This window comes from Salmonella sp. SAL04157 (genome assembly GCF_046551635.1).
Lineage (GTDB): Bacteria > Pseudomonadota > Gammaproteobacteria > Enterobacterales > Enterobacteriaceae > Salmonella > Salmonella enterica.
This window is the reverse complement of the sequence record NZ_JBGDVS010000001.1, coordinates 685,808-703,662: the sequence shown is the minus strand read 5'-3', so window position 1 is coordinate 703,662 and position 17,855 is coordinate 685,808. Positions and strand designations below refer to the sequence as shown.

General features: G+C 54.1%; 14 protein-coding genes. 7 read left to right on the top strand and 7 right to left on the bottom strand.

The annotated features are described in order from the left end of the window. Window positions 1-4: 4 nt before the first annotated feature. The 7 genes from panF to ACLJRE_RS03410 form a co-directional block, all read right to left on the bottom strand. Window positions 5-1,456, bottom strand: coding sequence for a sodium/pantothenate symporter (panF, locus tag ACLJRE_RS03440; RefSeq protein WP_001175749.1), 1,452 nt, complete (start codon window positions 1,454-1,456; stop codon window positions 5-7). After that, window positions 1,446-1,688, bottom strand: a complete 243-nt coding sequence (locus ACLJRE_RS03435; RefSeq protein WP_000340018.1) for a YhdT family protein — start codon at window positions 1,686-1,688, stop codon at window positions 1,446-1,448. The genes panF and ACLJRE_RS03435 overlap by 11 nt, the downstream gene beginning before the upstream one ends. 108 nt (window positions 1,689-1,796) lie before the next feature. Further along, window positions 1,797-3,146 carry an acetyl-CoA carboxylase biotin carboxylase subunit gene (gene accC / locus ACLJRE_RS03430; RefSeq protein WP_000884627.1) on the bottom strand — a complete coding sequence of 450 codons (1,350 nt, stop codon included), beginning with the start codon at window positions 3,144-3,146 and terminating at the stop codon, window positions 1,797-1,799. A 10-nt stretch (window positions 3,147-3,156) separates the two neighbouring features. Further along, window positions 3,157-3,627 carry an acetyl-CoA carboxylase biotin carboxyl carrier protein gene (gene accB, locus ACLJRE_RS03425; RefSeq protein WP_000354628.1) on the bottom strand — a complete coding sequence of 157 codons (471 nt, stop codon included), beginning with the start codon at window positions 3,625-3,627 and terminating at the stop codon, window positions 3,157-3,159. A gap of 392 nt (window positions 3,628-4,019) precedes the next feature. After that, window positions 4,020-4,619 (bottom strand): protein-methionine-sulfoxide reductase heme-binding subunit MsrQ, encoded by a 600-nt coding sequence (gene msrQ, locus ACLJRE_RS03420; protein ID WP_001240053.1) that lies wholly within the window; start codon window positions 4,617-4,619, stop codon window positions 4,020-4,022. Continuing rightward, a complete protein-coding gene (gene msrP / locus ACLJRE_RS03415; RefSeq protein WP_023212676.1) occupies window positions 4,620-5,624 on the bottom strand; it encodes a protein-methionine-sulfoxide reductase catalytic subunit MsrP in 1,005 nt (334 codons plus the stop codon). It lies immediately after the preceding gene. 112 nt (window positions 5,625-5,736) lie between these two features. Beyond that, a complete protein-coding gene (locus ACLJRE_RS03410; RefSeq protein WP_001148254.1) occupies window positions 5,737-6,711 on the bottom strand; it encodes an MDR family oxidoreductase in 975 nt (324 codons plus the stop codon). Window positions 6,712-6,914: 203 nt separating this feature from the next. On the opposite strand from ACLJRE_RS03410, the gene csrD reads away from it, so the two are divergent. From csrD to yhdP, 7 genes are all read left to right on the top strand, one after another. Further along, entirely contained in the window at window positions 6,915-8,855 is a 1,941-nt protein-coding gene (gene csrD / locus ACLJRE_RS03405) for an RNase E specificity factor CsrD (RefSeq protein WP_001241381.1), read from the top strand. 307 nt (window positions 8,856-9,162) lie between these two features. After that, a complete protein-coding gene (gene mreB, locus ACLJRE_RS03400; RefSeq protein ID WP_000913396.1) occupies window positions 9,163-10,206 on the top strand; it encodes a rod shape-determining protein MreB in 1,044 nt (347 codons plus the stop codon). 64 nt (window positions 10,207-10,270) lie between these two features. After that, window positions 10,271-11,323, top strand: a complete 1,053-nt coding sequence (gene mreC / locus ACLJRE_RS03395) for a rod shape-determining protein MreC (protein ID WP_000802538.1) — start codon at window positions 10,271-10,273, stop codon at window positions 11,321-11,323. A gap of 2 nt (window positions 11,324-11,325) precedes the next feature. Then, the gene (gene mreD, locus ACLJRE_RS03390; protein WP_000179403.1) at window positions 11,326-11,814 is read left to right on the top strand and encodes a rod shape-determining protein MreD; all 489 of its coding nucleotides are present in this window, start codon (window positions 11,326-11,328) and stop codon (window positions 11,812-11,814) included. An 8-nt stretch (window positions 11,815-11,822) separates the two neighbouring features. Then, a complete protein-coding gene (locus ACLJRE_RS03385; protein WP_000210306.1) occupies window positions 11,823-12,416 on the top strand; it encodes a Maf family protein in 594 nt (197 codons plus the stop codon). Continuing rightward, entirely contained in the window at window positions 12,406-13,875 is a 1,470-nt protein-coding gene (gene rng, locus ACLJRE_RS03380) for a ribonuclease G (RefSeq protein WP_000123188.1), read from the top strand. Before ACLJRE_RS03385 ends, rng begins: the two co-directional genes overlap by 11 nt. A 110-nt stretch (window positions 13,876-13,985) precedes the next feature. Beyond that, on the top strand, window positions 13,986-17,786 hold the full coding sequence (gene yhdP / locus ACLJRE_RS03375; protein ID WP_023212677.1) for an AsmA2 domain-containing protein YhdP: 3,801 nt from the start codon (window positions 13,986-13,988) through the stop codon (window positions 17,784-17,786). The last annotated feature ends 69 nt before the right edge of the window (window positions 17,787-17,855 follow it).

The window sequence follows — 17,855 nt, the reverse complement described above, 5'->3', positions numbered from 1 at the left end:
CTCTTTATTTATCAGTAGACAATACGGTGGCTTGCGAAGCGGAAGAGCCGAATCGGTTTCCGATCAGAAAAGCCAATAAACTTAACAGTAACGCGGGCACAATCGGATGAAAGCCCAGGTACTGAATATTAAATGTGGCAAGTAGGGCATATAGCACGCCGCCCACGATCATGGCGCTTAGCGCGCCTGCCGCGTTTGCCCGCTCCCAGTAAAGGCCCAATACCAGCGGCCATAAGAACACCGCTTCCAGGCCGCCAAACGCCAGCAGGTTGAGCCAAATGATCATCTCTGGCGGTTTCCATGCGGCCAGCAGCAACAGCACGCCTAGCAGTAAAGTAATCGCTGCCGACATACGCTTCAGCCGGATCTCATTTTGCATCTGATCGGGGCGTAGATTGAGATAGAGATCTTTAATGATCGTCGCGGAACTTTGCAGCAGTTGGGCGTTAATTGTTGACATGATCGCCGCCATTGGCGCAGCGAGGAAGATCCCGGCGGCAAACGGCGGCAAAACTTTCACCATTAGCGTTGGGATCACCAGATCCGGCACCGTCAGATCTGGAAGCACCGCGCGACCCAGCGCGCCGGCAAGGTGCATCCCGAACATTAAAATCGCCACGACAATCGTACCGATAATAATGCCCCGGTGTACCGCTTTACTGTCTTTATAGGAGATGCAGCGCACCGCCGTATGCGGCAGGCCAATCACGCCAAAACAGACCAGTACCCAAAAAGAGGTCATAAAAGCGGGAGAAAGTATGTCATCGGCACCCTGCGGCGTTACCAGTTTGGGGTCGAGAGCGTGCAGCGTGTCAACGGCCTGACTTAGACCGCCCGCCGCATGGACCACGCCCACCAGCAGCACTATCGTGCCGACCAGCATCACCAGGCCCTGTAGCGTATCGTTAAGTACGCTGGCGCGAAAGCCGCCAAACGCCGTATAGAGTGCGATACTGACGCCAAATATTAGCAGGCCGGTTTCGTAGGGAATTCCCGCCGCGGTTTCCAGCAGTCGCGCGCCGCCGATAAATTGTACGGTCATTGCGCCAATAAACGCGACCAATAAACTCAGGCTTGCCAACCACACCAGCAGGCGGCTTTGGTAACGAGCGAATAGCATATCGTTAAGCGTGACGGCATTATAGCGACGCGCCAGGATAGCGAATTTTTTACCCAGAATACCCAGTGAAAGCCAGACGGCGGGAAGCTGGATCATCGCCAGCAAGACCCAGCCCAGACCGTATTTATAAGCCGCGCCGGGACCGCCGATAAAGGAACTGGCGCTAATATAGGTGGCGGTAAGCGTCATCGCGAGCACGATCCCGCCCATCGAACGGCTGCCAAGAAAATATTCGTTTAAAAAGGTGCCAGCGGTACGCTTGCGCATAGCGTAAATCGAGACCCCGAAGACCACGACCAGATAGGCTACCAGCGGTAGAATGACCTCAAGCTGCATCGTCATCCTCCAGCGAAATATCGCGATAAATGAATTTCACCATCGCCCAGCACAGCAAAATAAAGACCAGCGGCGTCAATAAGCAGGCCATCTCGAACCAGTGCGGCAGACCGGTAATTCCCGGCGAGTCTCCAGGTAAGTAAGCAGCCACTAACCATGCCGCCAGATAGCAAAGGGTCAGCCACAGCGCCCAGCGCGCCTCTTTATGGGCCTGAACAAAACGAGCGTCCATTTTTTGTCCCTTATGGGTGAAGAAAGCGGGAATTGTACATGATGGGGCATCGCTATCCCCAGAAATAAAAAAGGCCGGATTCACCGGCCTTTTGAGATTAACGTGCGATTACTTTTCCTGAAGACCGAGTTTTTTCTCCAGATAGTGGATGTTAGTTCCACCGTGCTGGAAGTGTTCGTCATTCATGATGCGGGTCTGCAGATCGATATTGGTTTTGATACCATCGATAATCAGTTCCTGCAGGGCATTTTTCATACGGGCAATTGCCACGTCGCGGTTTTCACCGTAGCAGATGAGTTTGCCGATCATGGAATCATAGTACGGCGGTACCGTGTAGCCCGCGTAGATATGGGATTCCCAGCGAACGCCAAAGCCGCCAGGCGCATGGAAGCGCGTGATTTTGCCAGGGCTTGGCAGGAAGGTGTTCGGATCTTCGGCATTGATACGGCATTCTACCGCATGGCCTCGAACGACAACTTCGTCCTGTGTGATCGACAGCGGCTGACCCGCCGCGATGCGCAACTGCTCTTTGATCAAATCGACGCCGGTAATCATTTCAGTCACCGGGTGTTCAACCTGAATACGGGTGTTCATTTCGATGAAATAGAACTCGCCGTTTTCGAACAGGAATTCGAACGTCCCTGCGCCGCGATAGCCGATGTCTACGCACGCTTTCGCGCAGCGTTCGCCGATATAGCGACGCAGTTCCGGCGTAATGCCTGGCGCCGGGGCTTCTTCAACCACTTTCTGGTGGCGACGCTGCATGGAACAGTCGCGTTCCGCCAGATAAATAGCGTTACCCTGGCCGTCCGCCAGCACCTGAATTTCGATGTGGCGTGGATTTTCCAGGTATTTTTCCATGTATACCATGTCGTTGCTGAAAGCCGCTTTCGCTTCCGCTTTGGTCATGGAGATGGACTGCGCCAGTTCAGCATCGCTACGAACTACTCGCATACCGCGGCCGCCGCCGCCGCCGGACGCTTTGATGATCACCGGATAGCCAATACGTTTGGCATGAGCGCGGTTCGCATTCATATCGTCGCCCAGCGGGCCGTCAGATCCTGGTACGGTCGGCACGCCCGCTTTTTTCATCGCGGTAATCGCGGACACTTTATCGCCCATCAGGCGGATGGTATCCGCTTTCGGGCCGATAAAGATAAAGCCGGAGCGTTCAACCTGCTCGGCAAAATTGGCGTTCTCAGAAAGGAAGCCGTAACCCGGGTGGATTGCCACCGCGCCGGTGATTTCAGCGGCGCTAATGATAGCCGGGATGTTCAGATAACTTTTTACGGACGGTGCCGGACCAATACAGACCGTCTCATCCGCCAGCAATACGTGTTTTAAATCGCGATCCGCGCTTGAGTGCACAGCGACGGTCTTGATGCCGAGTTCTTTACAGGCTCGAAGAATACGTAATGCGATCTCGCCGCGGTTGGCGATGACAATTTTATCCAACATGTTCGCCTCGTTACTCGATGACGACCAGTGGCTCGTCAAATTCTACCGGTTGACCACTTTCGACCAGAATCGCTTTCACAGTACCTGCTTTGTCAGCTTCGATCTGGTTCATCATTTTCATGGCTTCAACGATGCACAGGGTATCGCCCACGTTCACTTTCTGGCCCACTTCGATGAACGCTTTCGCGTCCGGGCTTGGGGTGCGGTAGAAAGTACCAACCATTGGGGAGCGTACGATGTGACCACTGATTTCCGCTGCGGCAGGCGCTTCCATTGCTGGAGTAGCCGTTGGCGCGACAGCGTTAGACAGAGCGGGTTGCTGCATCATCGGCGCCGCATAAGCCTGCTGCATCACCGGAAAACCGGCGTTTGCCGTTGTGCGGCTGATGCGAACAGATTCTTCGCCTTCAGAAATTTCCAGTTCGGAGATACCTGATTCTTCAACCAGCTCGATCAGTTTTTTAATCTTACGAATATCCATGAGTGGGTTCCGTACTCTTTGTTTAGTGTGATTGTGACAGGCGTTTTAGCGCCGTCTGTAAAGCATGTGAATGACTGCCGCGGGTAAAATACCGCGCATCTTTGATTTGCCTGTTATGCCGTAGCACCCGAAGGTGAAATTCATGATTTGCCAGTCATTGTGTGGCTATCTTCTGCCATTTTCGGGCAAAAAACAAAATATACCTTCATTGCTCGATTGTCACCCTTTCTGCGAACGAAAATCGCCGTTGGGCAATGTAAAGTCGCACATTATAACTATTTCGTCGCAATTGGCAGCTAAATACTGGTCTTATCAGGGAAGATAATCAACCCGAAACATAAAAAGGACATTACCTGTTTTGCGTTTTGCAATCGACCGCACAGTTCACCAAACTAGCGCCACCACTGGCGAAACTTCCGGTAACGCAACGCTAAAAGGGCTAACGCTAATGCCGCGTAGATGACCGGTTGCGGTGATAAAATCTTTACCGACCACAGGTAATGTATGGGAGCCAGGATCGCGACAAGATAGACGACGTTATGCAGTGTTTGCCAGCGTTTGCCCAATTTACGCTGCGCAAATTGCGTTGATGTCAACGTCAGCGCCAATAACACCAGCCAGCTAATGATCCCAAGCGTCAAATAAGGGCGTGAAATCAACTCGCTTCCTAACAACGCCAGGTTATGTATCCCCAGTTCCAGTAAGGCATAGCTGGTTAAATGCAGCGTAGCCCAAACGAAACACCATAACCCCAACAGGCGGCGTGTGCGTATCAATAATGGCTGTTTAGCGTAGCGCGCCAGCGGTGAAACCAGCAAGGTGGCGAGCAAAAATTTAAGCGCGGTTCTGCCGGTAAAGTGTTGGATATCCTTTACCGGGTCTGCGCTGAGTCCACCGTGATTTATCGCCCAAAAGAGCCACAGAAGCGGCAAAAAACCGGCAAGATGCAGACAAACTTTTAGCCAGGTTATCTGTTTTGCTGTCAGACGCACTTAAAAATTCTCCCGCAAATTGAGACCGTGATACAGCGAAGCGACTTCATTGGCATAGCCGTTAAACAGCAGCGTCGGCTGCCTTTGCACATCAAGGATACCGCCTGAACCAATAAAGCGTTCGGTAGCCTGAGACCAGCGTGGATGATCCACATGCGGGTTCACATTGGCGTAAAAACCATATTCGTTGGGAGCCGACAAATTCCAGGTGGTTGGCGGACGTTCGCGGTTGAGTTTAATGCTGACAATAGATTTAATACCTTTAAAACCATACTTCCATGGAACGATGAGTCGAATAGGCGCGCCGTTTTGCGGGGGTAACGCCTTACCATAGACGCCAACGGTCATCAGAGTCAGCGGATGCATGGCTTCGTCCAGACGTAGCCCTTCGACATAAGGGTATTTCAGTCCGCCGCCAATAAAGCGATCTTTCTGTCCTGGCATATCATCCGGCGCGTATAGCGTTTCGAATGCCACATATTTAGCGTGGCTGGTGGGCTGTGCCTGCGCGAGTAGCTTATATAAAGGGAAACCAATCCACGGCACGACCATGGACCACGCTTCGACGCAGCGCATTCGATAGATACGCTCTTCTAATGGAAAACGATGTGTTAAATCGTCGTAATCCAGCGTAAATGGCTTCGCGACTTCCCCGCTGATTTTCAACGTCCACGGTTCGGTTTTCAGACTCCCGGCATTGGCCGCCGGGTCGGCTTTATCGAGGCCAAACTCATAGAAATTGTTGTAGCCCGTCACCTTATCTTCCGGCGTTAACGCTAAATCGCTTCGCCAGGCGGCAGGCTGACTAAACTCAAGCGGTTTACCGGCAGGCGCTTTCGGACGATCGTTGCCTTTAAACCAACTGAAGAGATCGGCCTGCGCCGTTGAGGGTAAGGATAAGGCGGCCGCGCTGATGCCTAATGCTTTTAGCACCTGTCGGCGCTGCATAAAAAAAGCCGATTCCGCAGTCACATCGGCTTCTGTTAATGGACGTATCTTTTTCATCACAGACTCCCGGTCTACTCACCACAACATGGCGTGTAGTGAATATGACAGGGAGTGTGTCAATGTGTAAAAATAAATAGTTAATTAAGTGTAAATTTTTTTATACGTGACGTTATTTTATCTTCACCAGCGTACGGCCCTGAACCTGATTATTGATGATGGCATCGGCGAACTTCGGCGCATCCGCCAGCGTAATCTCTGTGGCGGCCTGAGCATAGAACGATTCCGGCAGATCCTTAACCAAACGCGCCCAGGCTTCTGCGCGACGTGCCGGTGGGGTCATCACCGAGTCCACCCCTTGCAAACGCACATTACGCAGAATGAATGGCATAACGGTGGTCGGCAGCGCGAAGCCGCCCGCCAGGCCGCAGGCGGCCACGCAACCACCATAGTTCATCTGTGCCAGCACTTTCGCCAGCACTTTATCGCCAACGGTATCAATTGCACCGGCCCACAGCTGTTTTTCCAACGGGCGAGATTCAGCAAACTCATCGCGGCTGAGAATACGGTTAGCTCCCAGGCTCTTAAGATAGCCGTGGGTGCTTTCACGTCCTGATACTGCTGCAACCTGATAGCCCAGCTTATGCAGTAATGCAACGGCAGTACTGCCCACGCCGCCGCTGGCGCCGGTGACGACAATCTCACCGTCTTGCGGGCGAATACCTGCATCTTCAAGCGCCATGACGCACAGCATGGCGGTAAAACCGGCGGTGCCGATGATCATGGCGTTACGGCTGCTCAGTCCCGCAGGCAGCGCGACCAGCCAGTCGCCTTTAACGCGTGCGCGTTCGGCCAGGCCGCCCCAGTGGTTTTCGCCCACGCCCCAGCCAGTCAGTAGTACTTCCTGGCCTGCATGAAAGCGAGGATCTTCGCTTGCGTGAACGGTGCCGGCGAAATCAATACCAGGAATCATCGGAAAATGACGGATAATTTTCCCTGTTCCGGTGATAGCCAGAGCATCTTTATAATTCAGGCTGGACCAGTGGACATCCACCGTCACATCACCTGCCGGCAGTTGACTCTCTTCGAGATGTTGCACGGATGCGAGGGTTTTACCGTCCTGCTGTTCTAAGATCAACGCCTGCATAACCTGTCCTCACTTTACATGGTAGATTGGAAAAATAGCTACGAAGACTATACTCGCTAATTAAAACGTGATGCCGATGCAACGCAATAAATTGCCAGATAGATCCATTTTGGTAGTATGCCTGCTTCATTGCGCGCCGTGGCGAATTCCGCCTTCAGATTCGCTTTTTCATACTGTTTATAACCGTCGGAGTTAACTCAAGGATGCGATTAACGACGAAATTCTCAGCTTTTATCACGCTGCTCACGGGGTTAACGATCTTCGTGACTCTGATAGGTTGCTCGCTAAGCTTTTATAACGCCGTACAGTATAAGTATGTCAGCCGTGTGCAGGCGACGGCGACAGCCATTGATACGCACCTGGTGACCCATGATATTGTCTCGCTGACGCCGCAAATCGACGAGCTCATGATCGCTTCCGATATTGTGCGTGTCGATCTGTTGCAGGGGGAGCGCAGCGTCTACAGCCATTCTCGCGCCAGAGGTTATCGGCCAGCCGGCACCAGCGACATGTATCGCGAGCTGGTCGTACCGCTGATAAAACATCCAGGAATGTCGCTACGTCTGGTTTATCAGGACCCGATGGGTAACTATTTTCACTCACTGATCACCACGGCGCCGCTGACGCTGGCGATCGGTTTTATCGTTCTGATTTTGTTTTTATCGGTGCGCTGGTTGCAGCGGCAGCTTTCCGGGCAAGAGCTTCTGGAAATTCGCTCAACGCGTATTCTGAACGGCGAACGCGGGGCGAATGTCCGCGGTTCTGTTTACGAATGGCCAGCGCGCACCAGTAGCGCGCTTGATGTATTGCTTTCCGAAATTCAGTTTGCTCACGAACAGCGTAGTCGCCTGGACACCCTCATTCGCTCCTACGCCGCGCAGGACACCAAAACCGGGCTCGGTAACCGTCTATTTTTTGATAACCAACTGGCGACGCTGCTGGAAGATCAGGAAAAAGTGGGAGTGCATGGCGTGGTGATGATGATCCGCTTGCCAGACTTCAATCTTCTGCGCGACAGCCTGGGAGGCAATCAGGCGGAAGAGCAGATGTTTATGCTTATCAATCTGCTATCGACATTTATTATGCGTTACCCAGGTTCGCTGCTGGCGCGTTATCACCGCAGCGACTTTGCCGTGCTGCTACCGCATCGAACGCTGAAAGAAGCGGAAAGTATTGCCGGACAACTTTTAAAAGCTGTCGATGCGCTACCGGCTAACAAAATGCTCGATCGTGACGATATGGTACATATCGGCATTTGCGCCTGGCGCAGCGGACAGTCCACCGAGCAGGTGATGGAACATGCTGAAGCCGCGGCGCGGAATGCCGCCCTGCAGGGGGGAAATAGCTGGGCTATCTACGACGACACTCTGCCGGAAAAAGGGCGCGGCAATGTACGCTGGCGCACATTGATTGAGCAGATGCTGAACCGGGGCGGACCGCGACTTTATCAAAAACCAGCGGTCACGCGAGAAGGTCGTGTGCATCATCGGGAATTGATGTGTCGTATCTATGACGGTAAAGAAGAGGTGAGCTCGGCGGAGTATATGCCGATGGTGTTGCAATTTGGTTTATCGGAAGAGTATGACAGATTACAAATTAGCCGCCTGATTACGTTGCTGGGCTACTGGCCGGATGAAAATCTGGCAATGCAGTTGACGGTTGAGTCGCTGATTCGTCCGCGTTTTCAGCGCTGGTTGCGCGATACGTTAATGCAGTGTGAAAAATCACAGCGAAATCGCATAATTATTGAACTTGCGGAGGCAGATGTTTGTCAACACATCAGCCGGTTACAACCCATCCTTCGCTTAGTCAATGCGCTTGGCGTTCGGGTGGCGGTGACACAGGCGGGTTTGACGCTGGTTAGCACGAGCTGGATTAAAGCGCTCAATGTGGAATTACTCAAGCTGCATCCGAGTCTGGTCAGAAACATTGAGAAGCGAACGGAAAACCAGCTTCTGGTTCAAAGTCTGGTAGAGGCCTGCGCGGGTACGCCTACGCAGGTTTACGCGACGGGCGTCCGTTCGCGCGGCGAGTGGCAGACGCTGACAAAACGCGGCGTGGCTGGCGGGCAGGGTGATTTTTTTGCCTCCTCCCAACTACTTGACACAAACGTGAAAAAATATTCGCAAAGATACTCGGTTTAACCTGCCGTTTAATTTGTTTTCACGTAGAATAACGCGCGCTGCGCCTCATGGGGGTGTGCTTGTCTGCTCGCCAGATTGTTGCAGCAAATATGCAGGTGAATGACCTTTGACAGGTTGCAAACGAAGGCGAGGATTGCTGCTGATTTTTTCAGCCCTGAGGGACTCAGGCCGAGATTTGTAACAAAGGAAACGAACTGCACTAATTTTCACCGTAGCAGATGATTTTTGCGCCTTGTCGCTGCTGCGTGTGGTTGGTAAAGTAAGCGGATTTTGTTTTCCGCCCCAGCTTTCAGGATTATCCCTTAGTATGTTGAAAAAATTTCGTGGCATGTTTTCCAATGACCTGTCCATTGACCTGGGTACCGCGAATACCCTCATTTATGTAAAAGGACAAGGCATCGTATTGAATGAGCCTTCCGTTGTGGCCATTCGTCAGGATCGTGCCGGTTCGCCGAAAAGCGTGGCTGCAGTCGGTCATGATGCGAAGCAGATGCTGGGCCGTACGCCGGGCAATATCGCTGCGATCCGTCCGATGAAAGACGGCGTTATCGCTGACTTCTTTGTGACCGAAAAAATGCTCCAGCACTTTATTAAACAAGTGCATAGCAACAGCTTTATGCGCCCAAGCCCGCGCGTACTGGTATGCGTGCCGGTCGGCGCGACTCAGGTAGAACGCCGCGCGATTCGTGAATCCGCTCAGGGCGCAGGCGCCCGTGAAGTCTTTTTGATCGAAGAGCCGATGGCGGCCGCGATCGGCGCAGGTCTGCCAGTTTCTGAAGCAACCGGTTCAATGGTTGTGGATATCGGTGGTGGTACCACTGAAGTTGCCGTGATCTCCCTGAACGGCGTGGTTTACTCTTCTTCTGTCCGTATTGGTGGTGACCGCTTCGACGAAGCCATCATTAATTACGTTCGTCGTAACTACGGTTCTCTGATCGGTGAAGCTACCGCAGAACGTATTAAACACGAAATCGGTTCCGCTTATCCGGGCGACGAAGTCCGTGAGATCGAAGTGCGTGGCCGTAACCTGGCGGAAGGCGTTCCACGCGGCTTTACCCTGAACTCAAACGAGATTCTGGAAGCGTTGCAGGAACCGTTGACCGGTATCGTCAGCGCGGTAATGGTAGCGCTGGAACAGTGTCCGCCGGAGCTGGCGTCAGACATCTCCGAGCGCGGTATGGTGCTCACCGGCGGCGGCGCGCTGCTGCGTAACCTTGACCGTCTGTTAATGGAAGAGACGGGCATTCCTGTCGTGGTTGCTGAAGATCCGCTGACCTGTGTGGCGCGCGGCGGCGGCAAGGCGCTGGAAATGATCGATATGCACGGCGGCGACCTGTTCAGCGAAGAGTAGTTGGATACGGGCAGGATTATCCCTGGATTGTCCTGCCTCTCCGACGCGAGAATACGCATAGCCTATGAAGCCAATTTTTAGCCGTGGCCCGTCGCTACAGATTCGCCTTATTCTGGCGGTGCTGGTGGCGCTCGGCGTTATCATTGCCGACAGCCGCCTGGGGACGTTCAGTCAAATCCGAACGTACATGGACACTGCCGTCAGTCCTTTCTATTTTATTTCAAACGGCCCTCGTGAACTGCTCGACAGCGTGTCACAAACGCTGGCTTCTCGCGACCAGCTTGAGCTGGAAAACCGGGCGCTGCGCCAGGAATTACTGCTAAAAAACAGCGATCTGCTGATGCTGGGGCAGTACAAACAGGAGAACGCGCGGTTGCGCGAGCTGCTGGGGTCGCCGCTGCGTCAGGACGAGCAGAAAATGGTGACGCAGGTTATTTCAACGGTTAACGATCCTTACAGCGATCAGGTCGTTATCGATAAAGGCAGCGTTAATGGCGTATATGAAGGTCAACCGGTCATTAGCGACAAAGGTGTCGTAGGGCAGGTTGTCGCCGTGGCGAAACTGACCAGCCGCGTGTTGCTGATTTGCGATGCGACTCATGCGCTGCCGATTCAGGTACTGCGCAATGACATCCGCGTGATTGCCGCCGGTAACGGCTGTACTGACGATCTTCAGCTTGAACATCTGCCCGCCAATACCGATATTCGCGTCGGCGATGTGCTGGTAACGTCCGGACTTGGTGGGCGTTTCCCGGAAGGGTATCCGGTGGCGGTGGTCTCCTCCGTCAAGCTGGACACTCAGCGCGCCTATACCGTCATTCAGGCACGTCCAACCGCGGGTTTGCAGCGTTTACGCTATCTGCTGCTGTTGTGGGGAGCCGATCGTAACGGCGCCAATCCGATGACGCCGGAAGAGGTTCACCGCGTCGCCAATGAGCGCCTGATGCAGATGATGCCGCAGGTGTTGCCTTCTCCGGATGCGATGGGGCCGCCGGCACCAGTGCCGGATCCGGCGACGGGGATTACTCAGCCATCTGCGGGCCAGACTGCGCCGGTATCAACGCAACCATCGCCTTCGGGCGCGACCACGCCGCCTGCGCGTGCGCCGGGAGGGTAATGGTGGCGAGCTATCGTAGCCAGGGGCGCTGGGTTATCTGGCTCTCGTTTCTTATTGCGCTGTTGCTGCAAATCATGCCCTGGCCGGACGACATCATTGTTTTCCGGCCAAACTGGGTTTTGCTCATCTTACTGTACTGGATTCTGGCCCTGCCGCACCGCGTAAATGTGGGGACGGGATTTGTGATGGGTGCCATACTTGATCTCATCAGCGGTTCCACACTTGGCGTGCGCGCTCTGTCGATGAGTATTGTCGCCTACCTGGTCGCTCTGAAATTCCAGCTCTTCCGTAACCTGGCGCTCTGGCAGCAGGCGCTGGTGGTAATGTTGCTTTCACTGGCCGTGGACATTATTGTTTTCTGGGCCGAGTTTTTAGTGATCAACGTCTCTTTCAGACCGGAAGTGTTCTGGAGTAGTGTAGTCAATGGCGTGCTGTGGCCCTGGCTCTTTTTGCTGATGCGTAAAGTACGCCAGCAGTTTGCTGTGCAATAAAGGTCGATATGACAACTCTGTATCTTGCTTCCGGTTCCCCGCGTCGCCAGGAATTATTGACTCAACTTGGATTTTCATTCGAGCAGGTCGTGCCTGGTATTGAAGAGCAACGGCGTGCTCAGGAAAGCGCGCAGCAGTATGTTGTTCGGCTGGCGCGCGAAAAGGCGCAGGCTGGCGTGGCGCTGGTTCCCCGTGATCTGCCGGTGTTGGGCGCGGATACGATAGTCGTGTTAAATGGCGAGGTGCTGGAAAAGCCGCGCGACGCCGCTCATGCCGCAGAAATGCTGCGTTTGCTTTCCGGAAATACGCATCAGGTGATGACTGCTGTTGCGCTTGCGGACTCGCAGCAGACGCTGGATTGTCTGGTGGTAACGGAGGTGACTTTCCGCACGCTTTCTGCGCAGGATATTACTGGCTATGTCGCCAGCGGCGAGCCTTTAGATAAAGCAGGTGCATACGGTATTCAGGGGCGGGGTGGCTGTTTTGTCAGGAAGATAAATGGCAGCTATCACGCCGTGGTCGGCTTACCGCTGGTTGAAACGTATGAGTTGTTGAGTCATTTTAACGCACTGCGTGATAAAAGGGATAAACATGACGGCTGAATTGTTGGTAAACGTAACGCCATCGGAAACGCGCGTGGCGTACATTGATGGCGGTATTCTTCAGGAAATCCATATTGAGCGCGAAGCGCGACGCGGAATCGTAGGCAATATCTACAAAGGTCGTGTAAGTCGTGTACTTCCAGGTATGCAGGCGGCTTTTGTAGATATTGGGCTGGATAAAGCCGCATTTCTTCATGCTTCCGACATTATGCCGCATACCGAATGCGTGGCGGGCGACGAGCAAAAACAGTTTACCGTGCGCGATATCTCCGAACTGGTGCGTCAGGGACAGGATCTGATGGTGCAGGTAGTGAAAGATCCGCTCGGCACGAAAGGCGCGCGTTTGACCACGGACATCACGTTGCCCTCCCGTTACCTTGTTTTTATGCCCGGGGCGTCACACGTTGGCGTTTCCCAGCGTATCGAAAGCGAAAGTGAACGCGAGCGCCTGAAAAAGGTGGTGGCGGAATACTGCGACGAACAGGGCGGGTTTATTATCCGTACCGCGGCGGAAGGCGTGTGTGAAGAGGATCTCGCGTCTGACGCCGCCTATCTCAAGCGCGTCTGGACGAAAGTCATGGAGCGCAAAAAGCGTCCGCAAACGCGCTACCAGATGTATGGCGAACTGGCGCTGGCGCAGCGCGTGCTGCGCGATTTCGCCGATGCGCAGTTGGACCGAATTCGCGTCGACTCACGTCTGACCTATGAGTCGCTGCTGGAGTTTACCGCAGAATACATCCCGGAAATGACCAGTAAGCTGGAGCATTACAGTGGCCATCAGCCGATCTTCGATCTTTATGACGTGGAAAATGAAATCCAGCGCGCGCTGGAGCGTAAGGTTGAACTCAAGTCCGGCGGTTATCTGATTATCGACCAAACCGAAGCGATGACGACGGTAGATATCAATACCGGCGCGTTTGTCGGACACCGTAATCTCGACGACACCATTTTTAATACCAATATTGAAGCGACTCAGGCCATTGCCCGCCAGCTACGCCTGCGTAATCTGGGCGGCATTATCATTATCGATTTTATCGACATGAATAATGAAGATCATCGCCGCCGGGTGCTGCATTCGCTGGAACAGGCGTTAAGTAAGGATCGCGTGAAAACCAGTATTAACGGTTTTTCGCCGCTGGGGCTGGTGGAAATGACCCGTAAACGGACTCGTGAAAGCGTGGAACATGTGCTTTGTAACGAGTGTCCAACCTGTCATGGCCGCGGGACGGTAAAAACGGTGGAAACCGTCTGCTATGAGATCATGCGTGAAATTGTACGTGTTCATCACGCTTATGACTCCGATCGCTTCCTGGTTTATGCTTCTCCTGCGGTGGCGGAAGCGCTGAAAGGCGAAGAATCACACGCGCTGGCGGAAGTCGAAATCTTTGTCGGCAAACAGGTTAAAGTTCAGGTCGAACCGCTTTATAACCAGGAGCAGTTTGACGTCGTAATGATGTAATTGAGTAGTAGCACCAGCGCATGTAGGCCGGATAAGGCGCAAGCGCCGCCATCCGGCAATATACCTTCAAGGGGTGTGAGTCGTATTTTTTGGCAGACAAGGAGAGACGCGTGAGGCGATTGCCGGGGATTTTATTGCTCACTGGAGCCGCGCTCATCGTCATTGCAGCGCTGCTGGTTAGCGGGTTGCGCCTGGCGTTGCCTCATCTTGACGCCTGGCGTCCAGCTATCCTGAATAAAATTGAGTCTGTGACCGGCGTGCCGGTGGCCGCCAGCCAACTCTCCGCAAGCTGGCAAAATTTTGGCCCTACGCTGGAAGCGCATAATATTCATGCCGCCCTGAAAGATGGCGGCGAACTGTCGATAAAACGCGTTACGCTGGCGCTGGACGTCTGGCAAAGCCTGTTGCATATGCGCTGGCAGTTTCGCGACCTGACCTTCTGGCAACTCAATTTCCGCACCAACACGCCTCTTCAAAGCAGCGACGGCGAAGGCATCGAAACCAGCCGTTTAAGCGATCTTTTCCTGCGTCAGTTCGATCATTTCGATCTGCGCGATAGCCAAATCAGTTTTCTGACGCTTTCCGGACAACGCGCGGAGCTGGCGATCCCACAGCTTACCTGGCTAAACGGCAAAGAGCGGCACCGCGCCGAAGGCGAGGTCAGTCTCTCCAGCCTGACCGGGCAGCACGGTGTGATGCAGGTGCGGATGGATTTACGCGATGACGACGGTTTGCTGAATAATGGCAGAGTCTGGTTACAGGCCGACGATATTGACGTCAAGCCGTGGCTGGGCAAATGGATGCAGGATAATGTGGTGCTCCAGACGGCGCGTTTCAGTCTGGAAGGCTGGATGACGCTCAGCAAAGGCGAAATCGCCGGAGGAGACGTCTGGCTGAAACAGGGTGGCGCAAGCTGGCTGGGTGATAACACGACGCACACGCTGTCTGTCGATAACCTGACGGCGCAGATTAGCCGCGAGCAGCCGGGCTGGCAGTTTTATATTCCGGACACACGGATTACGCTTGATGGTAAACCCTGGCCGAGCGGAGCCTTAACCGTGGCCTGGCTCCCGCAGCAGGATGTCGGCGGCGAGAATCACACACGTAGCGATGAGCTACGCATTCGCGCCAGTAACCTTGAACTGGCGGGGCTGGAAGCATTACGTCCGCTGGCGGCTAAACTGTCGCCTGTGCTGGGCGAAATATGGCAGGCTACGCAGCCGAGCGGAAAGATCGCCACACTGGCGCTGGATATTCCGCTACAGGCGACCGAAAAAACGCGTTTTCAGGCATCGTGGGAAAATCTTGCCTGGAAACAGTGGAAGCTGTTGCCCGGCGCGGAACATTTTTCCGGTACGCTGGCGGGAAGCGTAGAAGACGGGCAGATGAAGGTTGCGATGCAGCAGGCTAAAATGCCCTATGAAACCGTTTTTCGCGCGCCGCTGGAAATTGAAAACGGCGTCGCGACGCTTAGCTGGTTGAAGAATGAGAACGGCTTTCAGCTTGATGGCCGCGACATTGACGTCAAAGCAAAGGCGGTACATGCGCGCGGCGGGTTCCGCTATCTGCAACCGACGGGCGACGAACCGTGGCTGGGCATTCTGGCCGGCATCAGTACCGACGATGGATCTCAGGCGTGGCGCTATTTTCCGGAAAACCTGATGGGCAAAGCGCTGGTCGATTACCTTAGCGGCGCGATTCAGGGCGGCGAGGCGGATAACGCCACGTTGGTTTACGGTGGTAACCCGCACCTCTTTCCCTATAAGCATAACGAAGGTCAGTTTGAAGTGCTGGTGCCGCTGCGCAATGCGACGTTTGCCTTTCAACCCGACTGGCCGGCGCTAAAAAATCTCAACATTGAACTGGATTTCCTGAACGACGGCCTGTGGATGCGTTCGGATAGCGTCGATTTGGGCGGGGTGAAGGCCAGCAAACTCGCGGCGGCGATTCCGGATTATTCCAAAGAGAAACTGCTCATTGATGCCGATATTAACGGGCCGGGAAAAGCCGTTGGGCCTTATTTTGACGAGACGCCGCTAAAAGACTCGCTTGGCTCGACGCTGGCGGAGCTCCAATTAGATGGCGATGTGAATGCTCGCTTACATCTTGATATTCCGCTGGATGGCGAACAGGTTACCGCTGAGGGCGATGTCTCGTTGCGTAATAACAGTCTGTTTATTAAGCCGCTAAACAGCACGCTCAAAAATCTGAACGGTAAATTCAGCTTTGTGAATGGCGCGCTAAAAAGCGGGCCGCTGACGGCAAACTGGTTTAATCAGCCGCTTAACCTGGATTTCAGTACGACGGAAGGGGCAAAAGCCTATCAGGTCGCCGTCAACCTGAACGGTAACTGGCAGCCAACGCGTATGGGCGTCTTACCGCCGCAACTGAATGACGCCCTGAGCGGCAGCGTGACGTGGAATGGTAAAGTCGGCATCGATCTTCCGTATCACGCTGACACCACTTATCACATCGAGCTGAACGGCGATCTGAGAAATGTGAGCAGTCACTTACCTTCTCCGCTAAATAAACCCGCAGGCGAAGCCATTCCGGTGAACATTCAGGCTGACGGCAACCTGAAAAGTTTTGCGCTAACGGGGAGCGCAGGGAGTAAAAATCACTTTAACAGCCGCTGGTTATTAAATCAGAAGCTGACGTTGGATCGGGCTATCTGGACGACGGACAGCCGGACGATTCCGCCATTACCTGCTCAACAAGGCGTTGAGCTCAATCTGCCGGCGCTGGATGGCGCGCAGTGGCTGGCGTTATTCCAGAAAGGCGCGGCGGATAACGTGAGCAGTTCGGCCGAGTTTCCTCAACGCGTCACGTTGCGTACTCCCGCGCTATCGCTGGGCGGCCAGCAGTGGAACAATTTGAGCGTCGTTTCAGCCCCCTCGCTGAACGGAACAAAAATTGAAGCGCAGGGCCGTGAGGTGAACGCCACGCTGCTCATGCGCAACCATGCGCCGTGGCTGGCGAACATTAAGTACCTTTACTACAACCCTGGCGTCGCAAAAACGCACGCCTCGTCACCCACGCCGACATCGCCGTTGGCTTCGGCGAACACGATTAGCTTCCGCGGCTGGCCGGACTTACAGCTTCGCTGCGAAGAGTGCTGGCTGTGGGGGCAAAAATATGGGCGTATTGATGGCGATTTCGCCATCAAAGGCAATACGCTGACTCTGGCGAATGGCCTGATCGATACCGGATTCGCCCGTTTGAAAGCGAACGGCGAGTGGGTGAATGCGCCGGGTAATGAACGAACCTCGCTGAAAGGTAGTCTGCATGGTAGTAACCTCGACACGGCAGCCGGGTTCTTCGGTATCTCGACGCCAATCCAGAACGCGTCTTTTAACGTAGATTACGATCTGCACTGGCGAAACCCGCCCTGGCAACCTGAGGAAGCCACGCTCAACGGGATTTTACGTACGCGTCTGGGCAAAGGCGAGTTTACTGATCTCAGTAGCGGTCATGCCGGACAGCTACTGCGGCTGCTCAGTTTTGATGCGTTGCTGCGTAAGCTGCGGTTTGACTTCAGAGATACCTTTAGCGAGGGCTTCTATTTCGACTCTATTCATAGTACCGCGTGGATTAAAGATGGCGTCCTGCATACTGACGATACGCTGGTGGATGGGCTGGAAGCGGATATTGCAATGAAAGGTTCTGTTGATCTGGTGCGTCGTCGTCTTGATATGGAGGCCGTTGTCGCGCCGGAAATTTCCGCCACCGTGGGCGTCGCTGCCGCGTTTGCCGTTAACCCGATTGTCGGCGCGGCGGTATTTGCCGCCAGTAAAGTGTTGGGGCCGCTATGGAGCAAGGTCTCCATTTTGCGTTATCGCATTACCGGTCCGGTCGATGCGCCGCAGATCAACGAAGTTCTGCGCCAACCGAGAAAAGAAAGCCAGCAATGATTTGACGGGGGCGAGGAATTGCCCCACTCTCAGTAAATAGTCATGCCGGACGGCGCTGCGTTTATCCGG

Excerpts from the sequence above, each read along its gene's own strand:
- mreB (WP_000913396.1), top strand. The coding sequence starts at position 9,163 with ATGTTGAAAAAATTTCGTGGCATGTTTTCCAATGACCTGTCCATTGAC.
- accC (WP_000884627.1), bottom strand. The coding sequence starts at position 3,146 with ATGTTGGATAAAATTGTCATCGCCAACCGCGGCGAGATCGCATTACGT.
- ACLJRE_RS03435 (WP_000340018.1), bottom strand. The coding sequence starts at position 1,688 with ATGGACGCTCGTTTTGTTCAGGCCCATAAAGAGGCGCGCTGGGCGCTG.
- panF (WP_001175749.1), bottom strand. The coding sequence starts at position 1,456 with ATGCAGCTTGAGGTCATTCTACCGCTGGTAGCCTATCTGGTCGTGGTC.
- mreC (WP_000802538.1), top strand. The coding sequence starts at position 10,271 with ATGAAGCCAATTTTTAGCCGTGGCCCGTCGCTACAGATTCGCCTTATT.
- ACLJRE_RS03410 (WP_001148254.1), bottom strand. The coding sequence starts at position 6,711 with ATGCAGGCGTTGATCTTAGAACAGCAGGACGGTAAAACCCTCGCATCC.
- accB (WP_000354628.1), bottom strand. The coding sequence starts at position 3,627 with ATGGATATTCGTAAGATTAAAAAACTGATCGAGCTGGTTGAAGAATCA.
- csrD (WP_001241381.1), top strand. The coding sequence starts at position 6,915 with ATGCGATTAACGACGAAATTCTCAGCTTTTATCACGCTGCTCACGGGG.
- msrP (WP_023212676.1), bottom strand. The coding sequence starts at position 5,624 with ATGAAAAAGATACGTCCATTAACAGAAGCCGATGTGACTGCGGAATCG.
- ACLJRE_RS03385 (WP_000210306.1), top strand. The coding sequence starts at position 11,823 with ATGACAACTCTGTATCTTGCTTCCGGTTCCCCGCGTCGCCAGGAATTA.
- rng (WP_000123188.1), top strand. The coding sequence starts at position 12,406 with ATGACGGCTGAATTGTTGGTAAACGTAACGCCATCGGAAACGCGCGTG.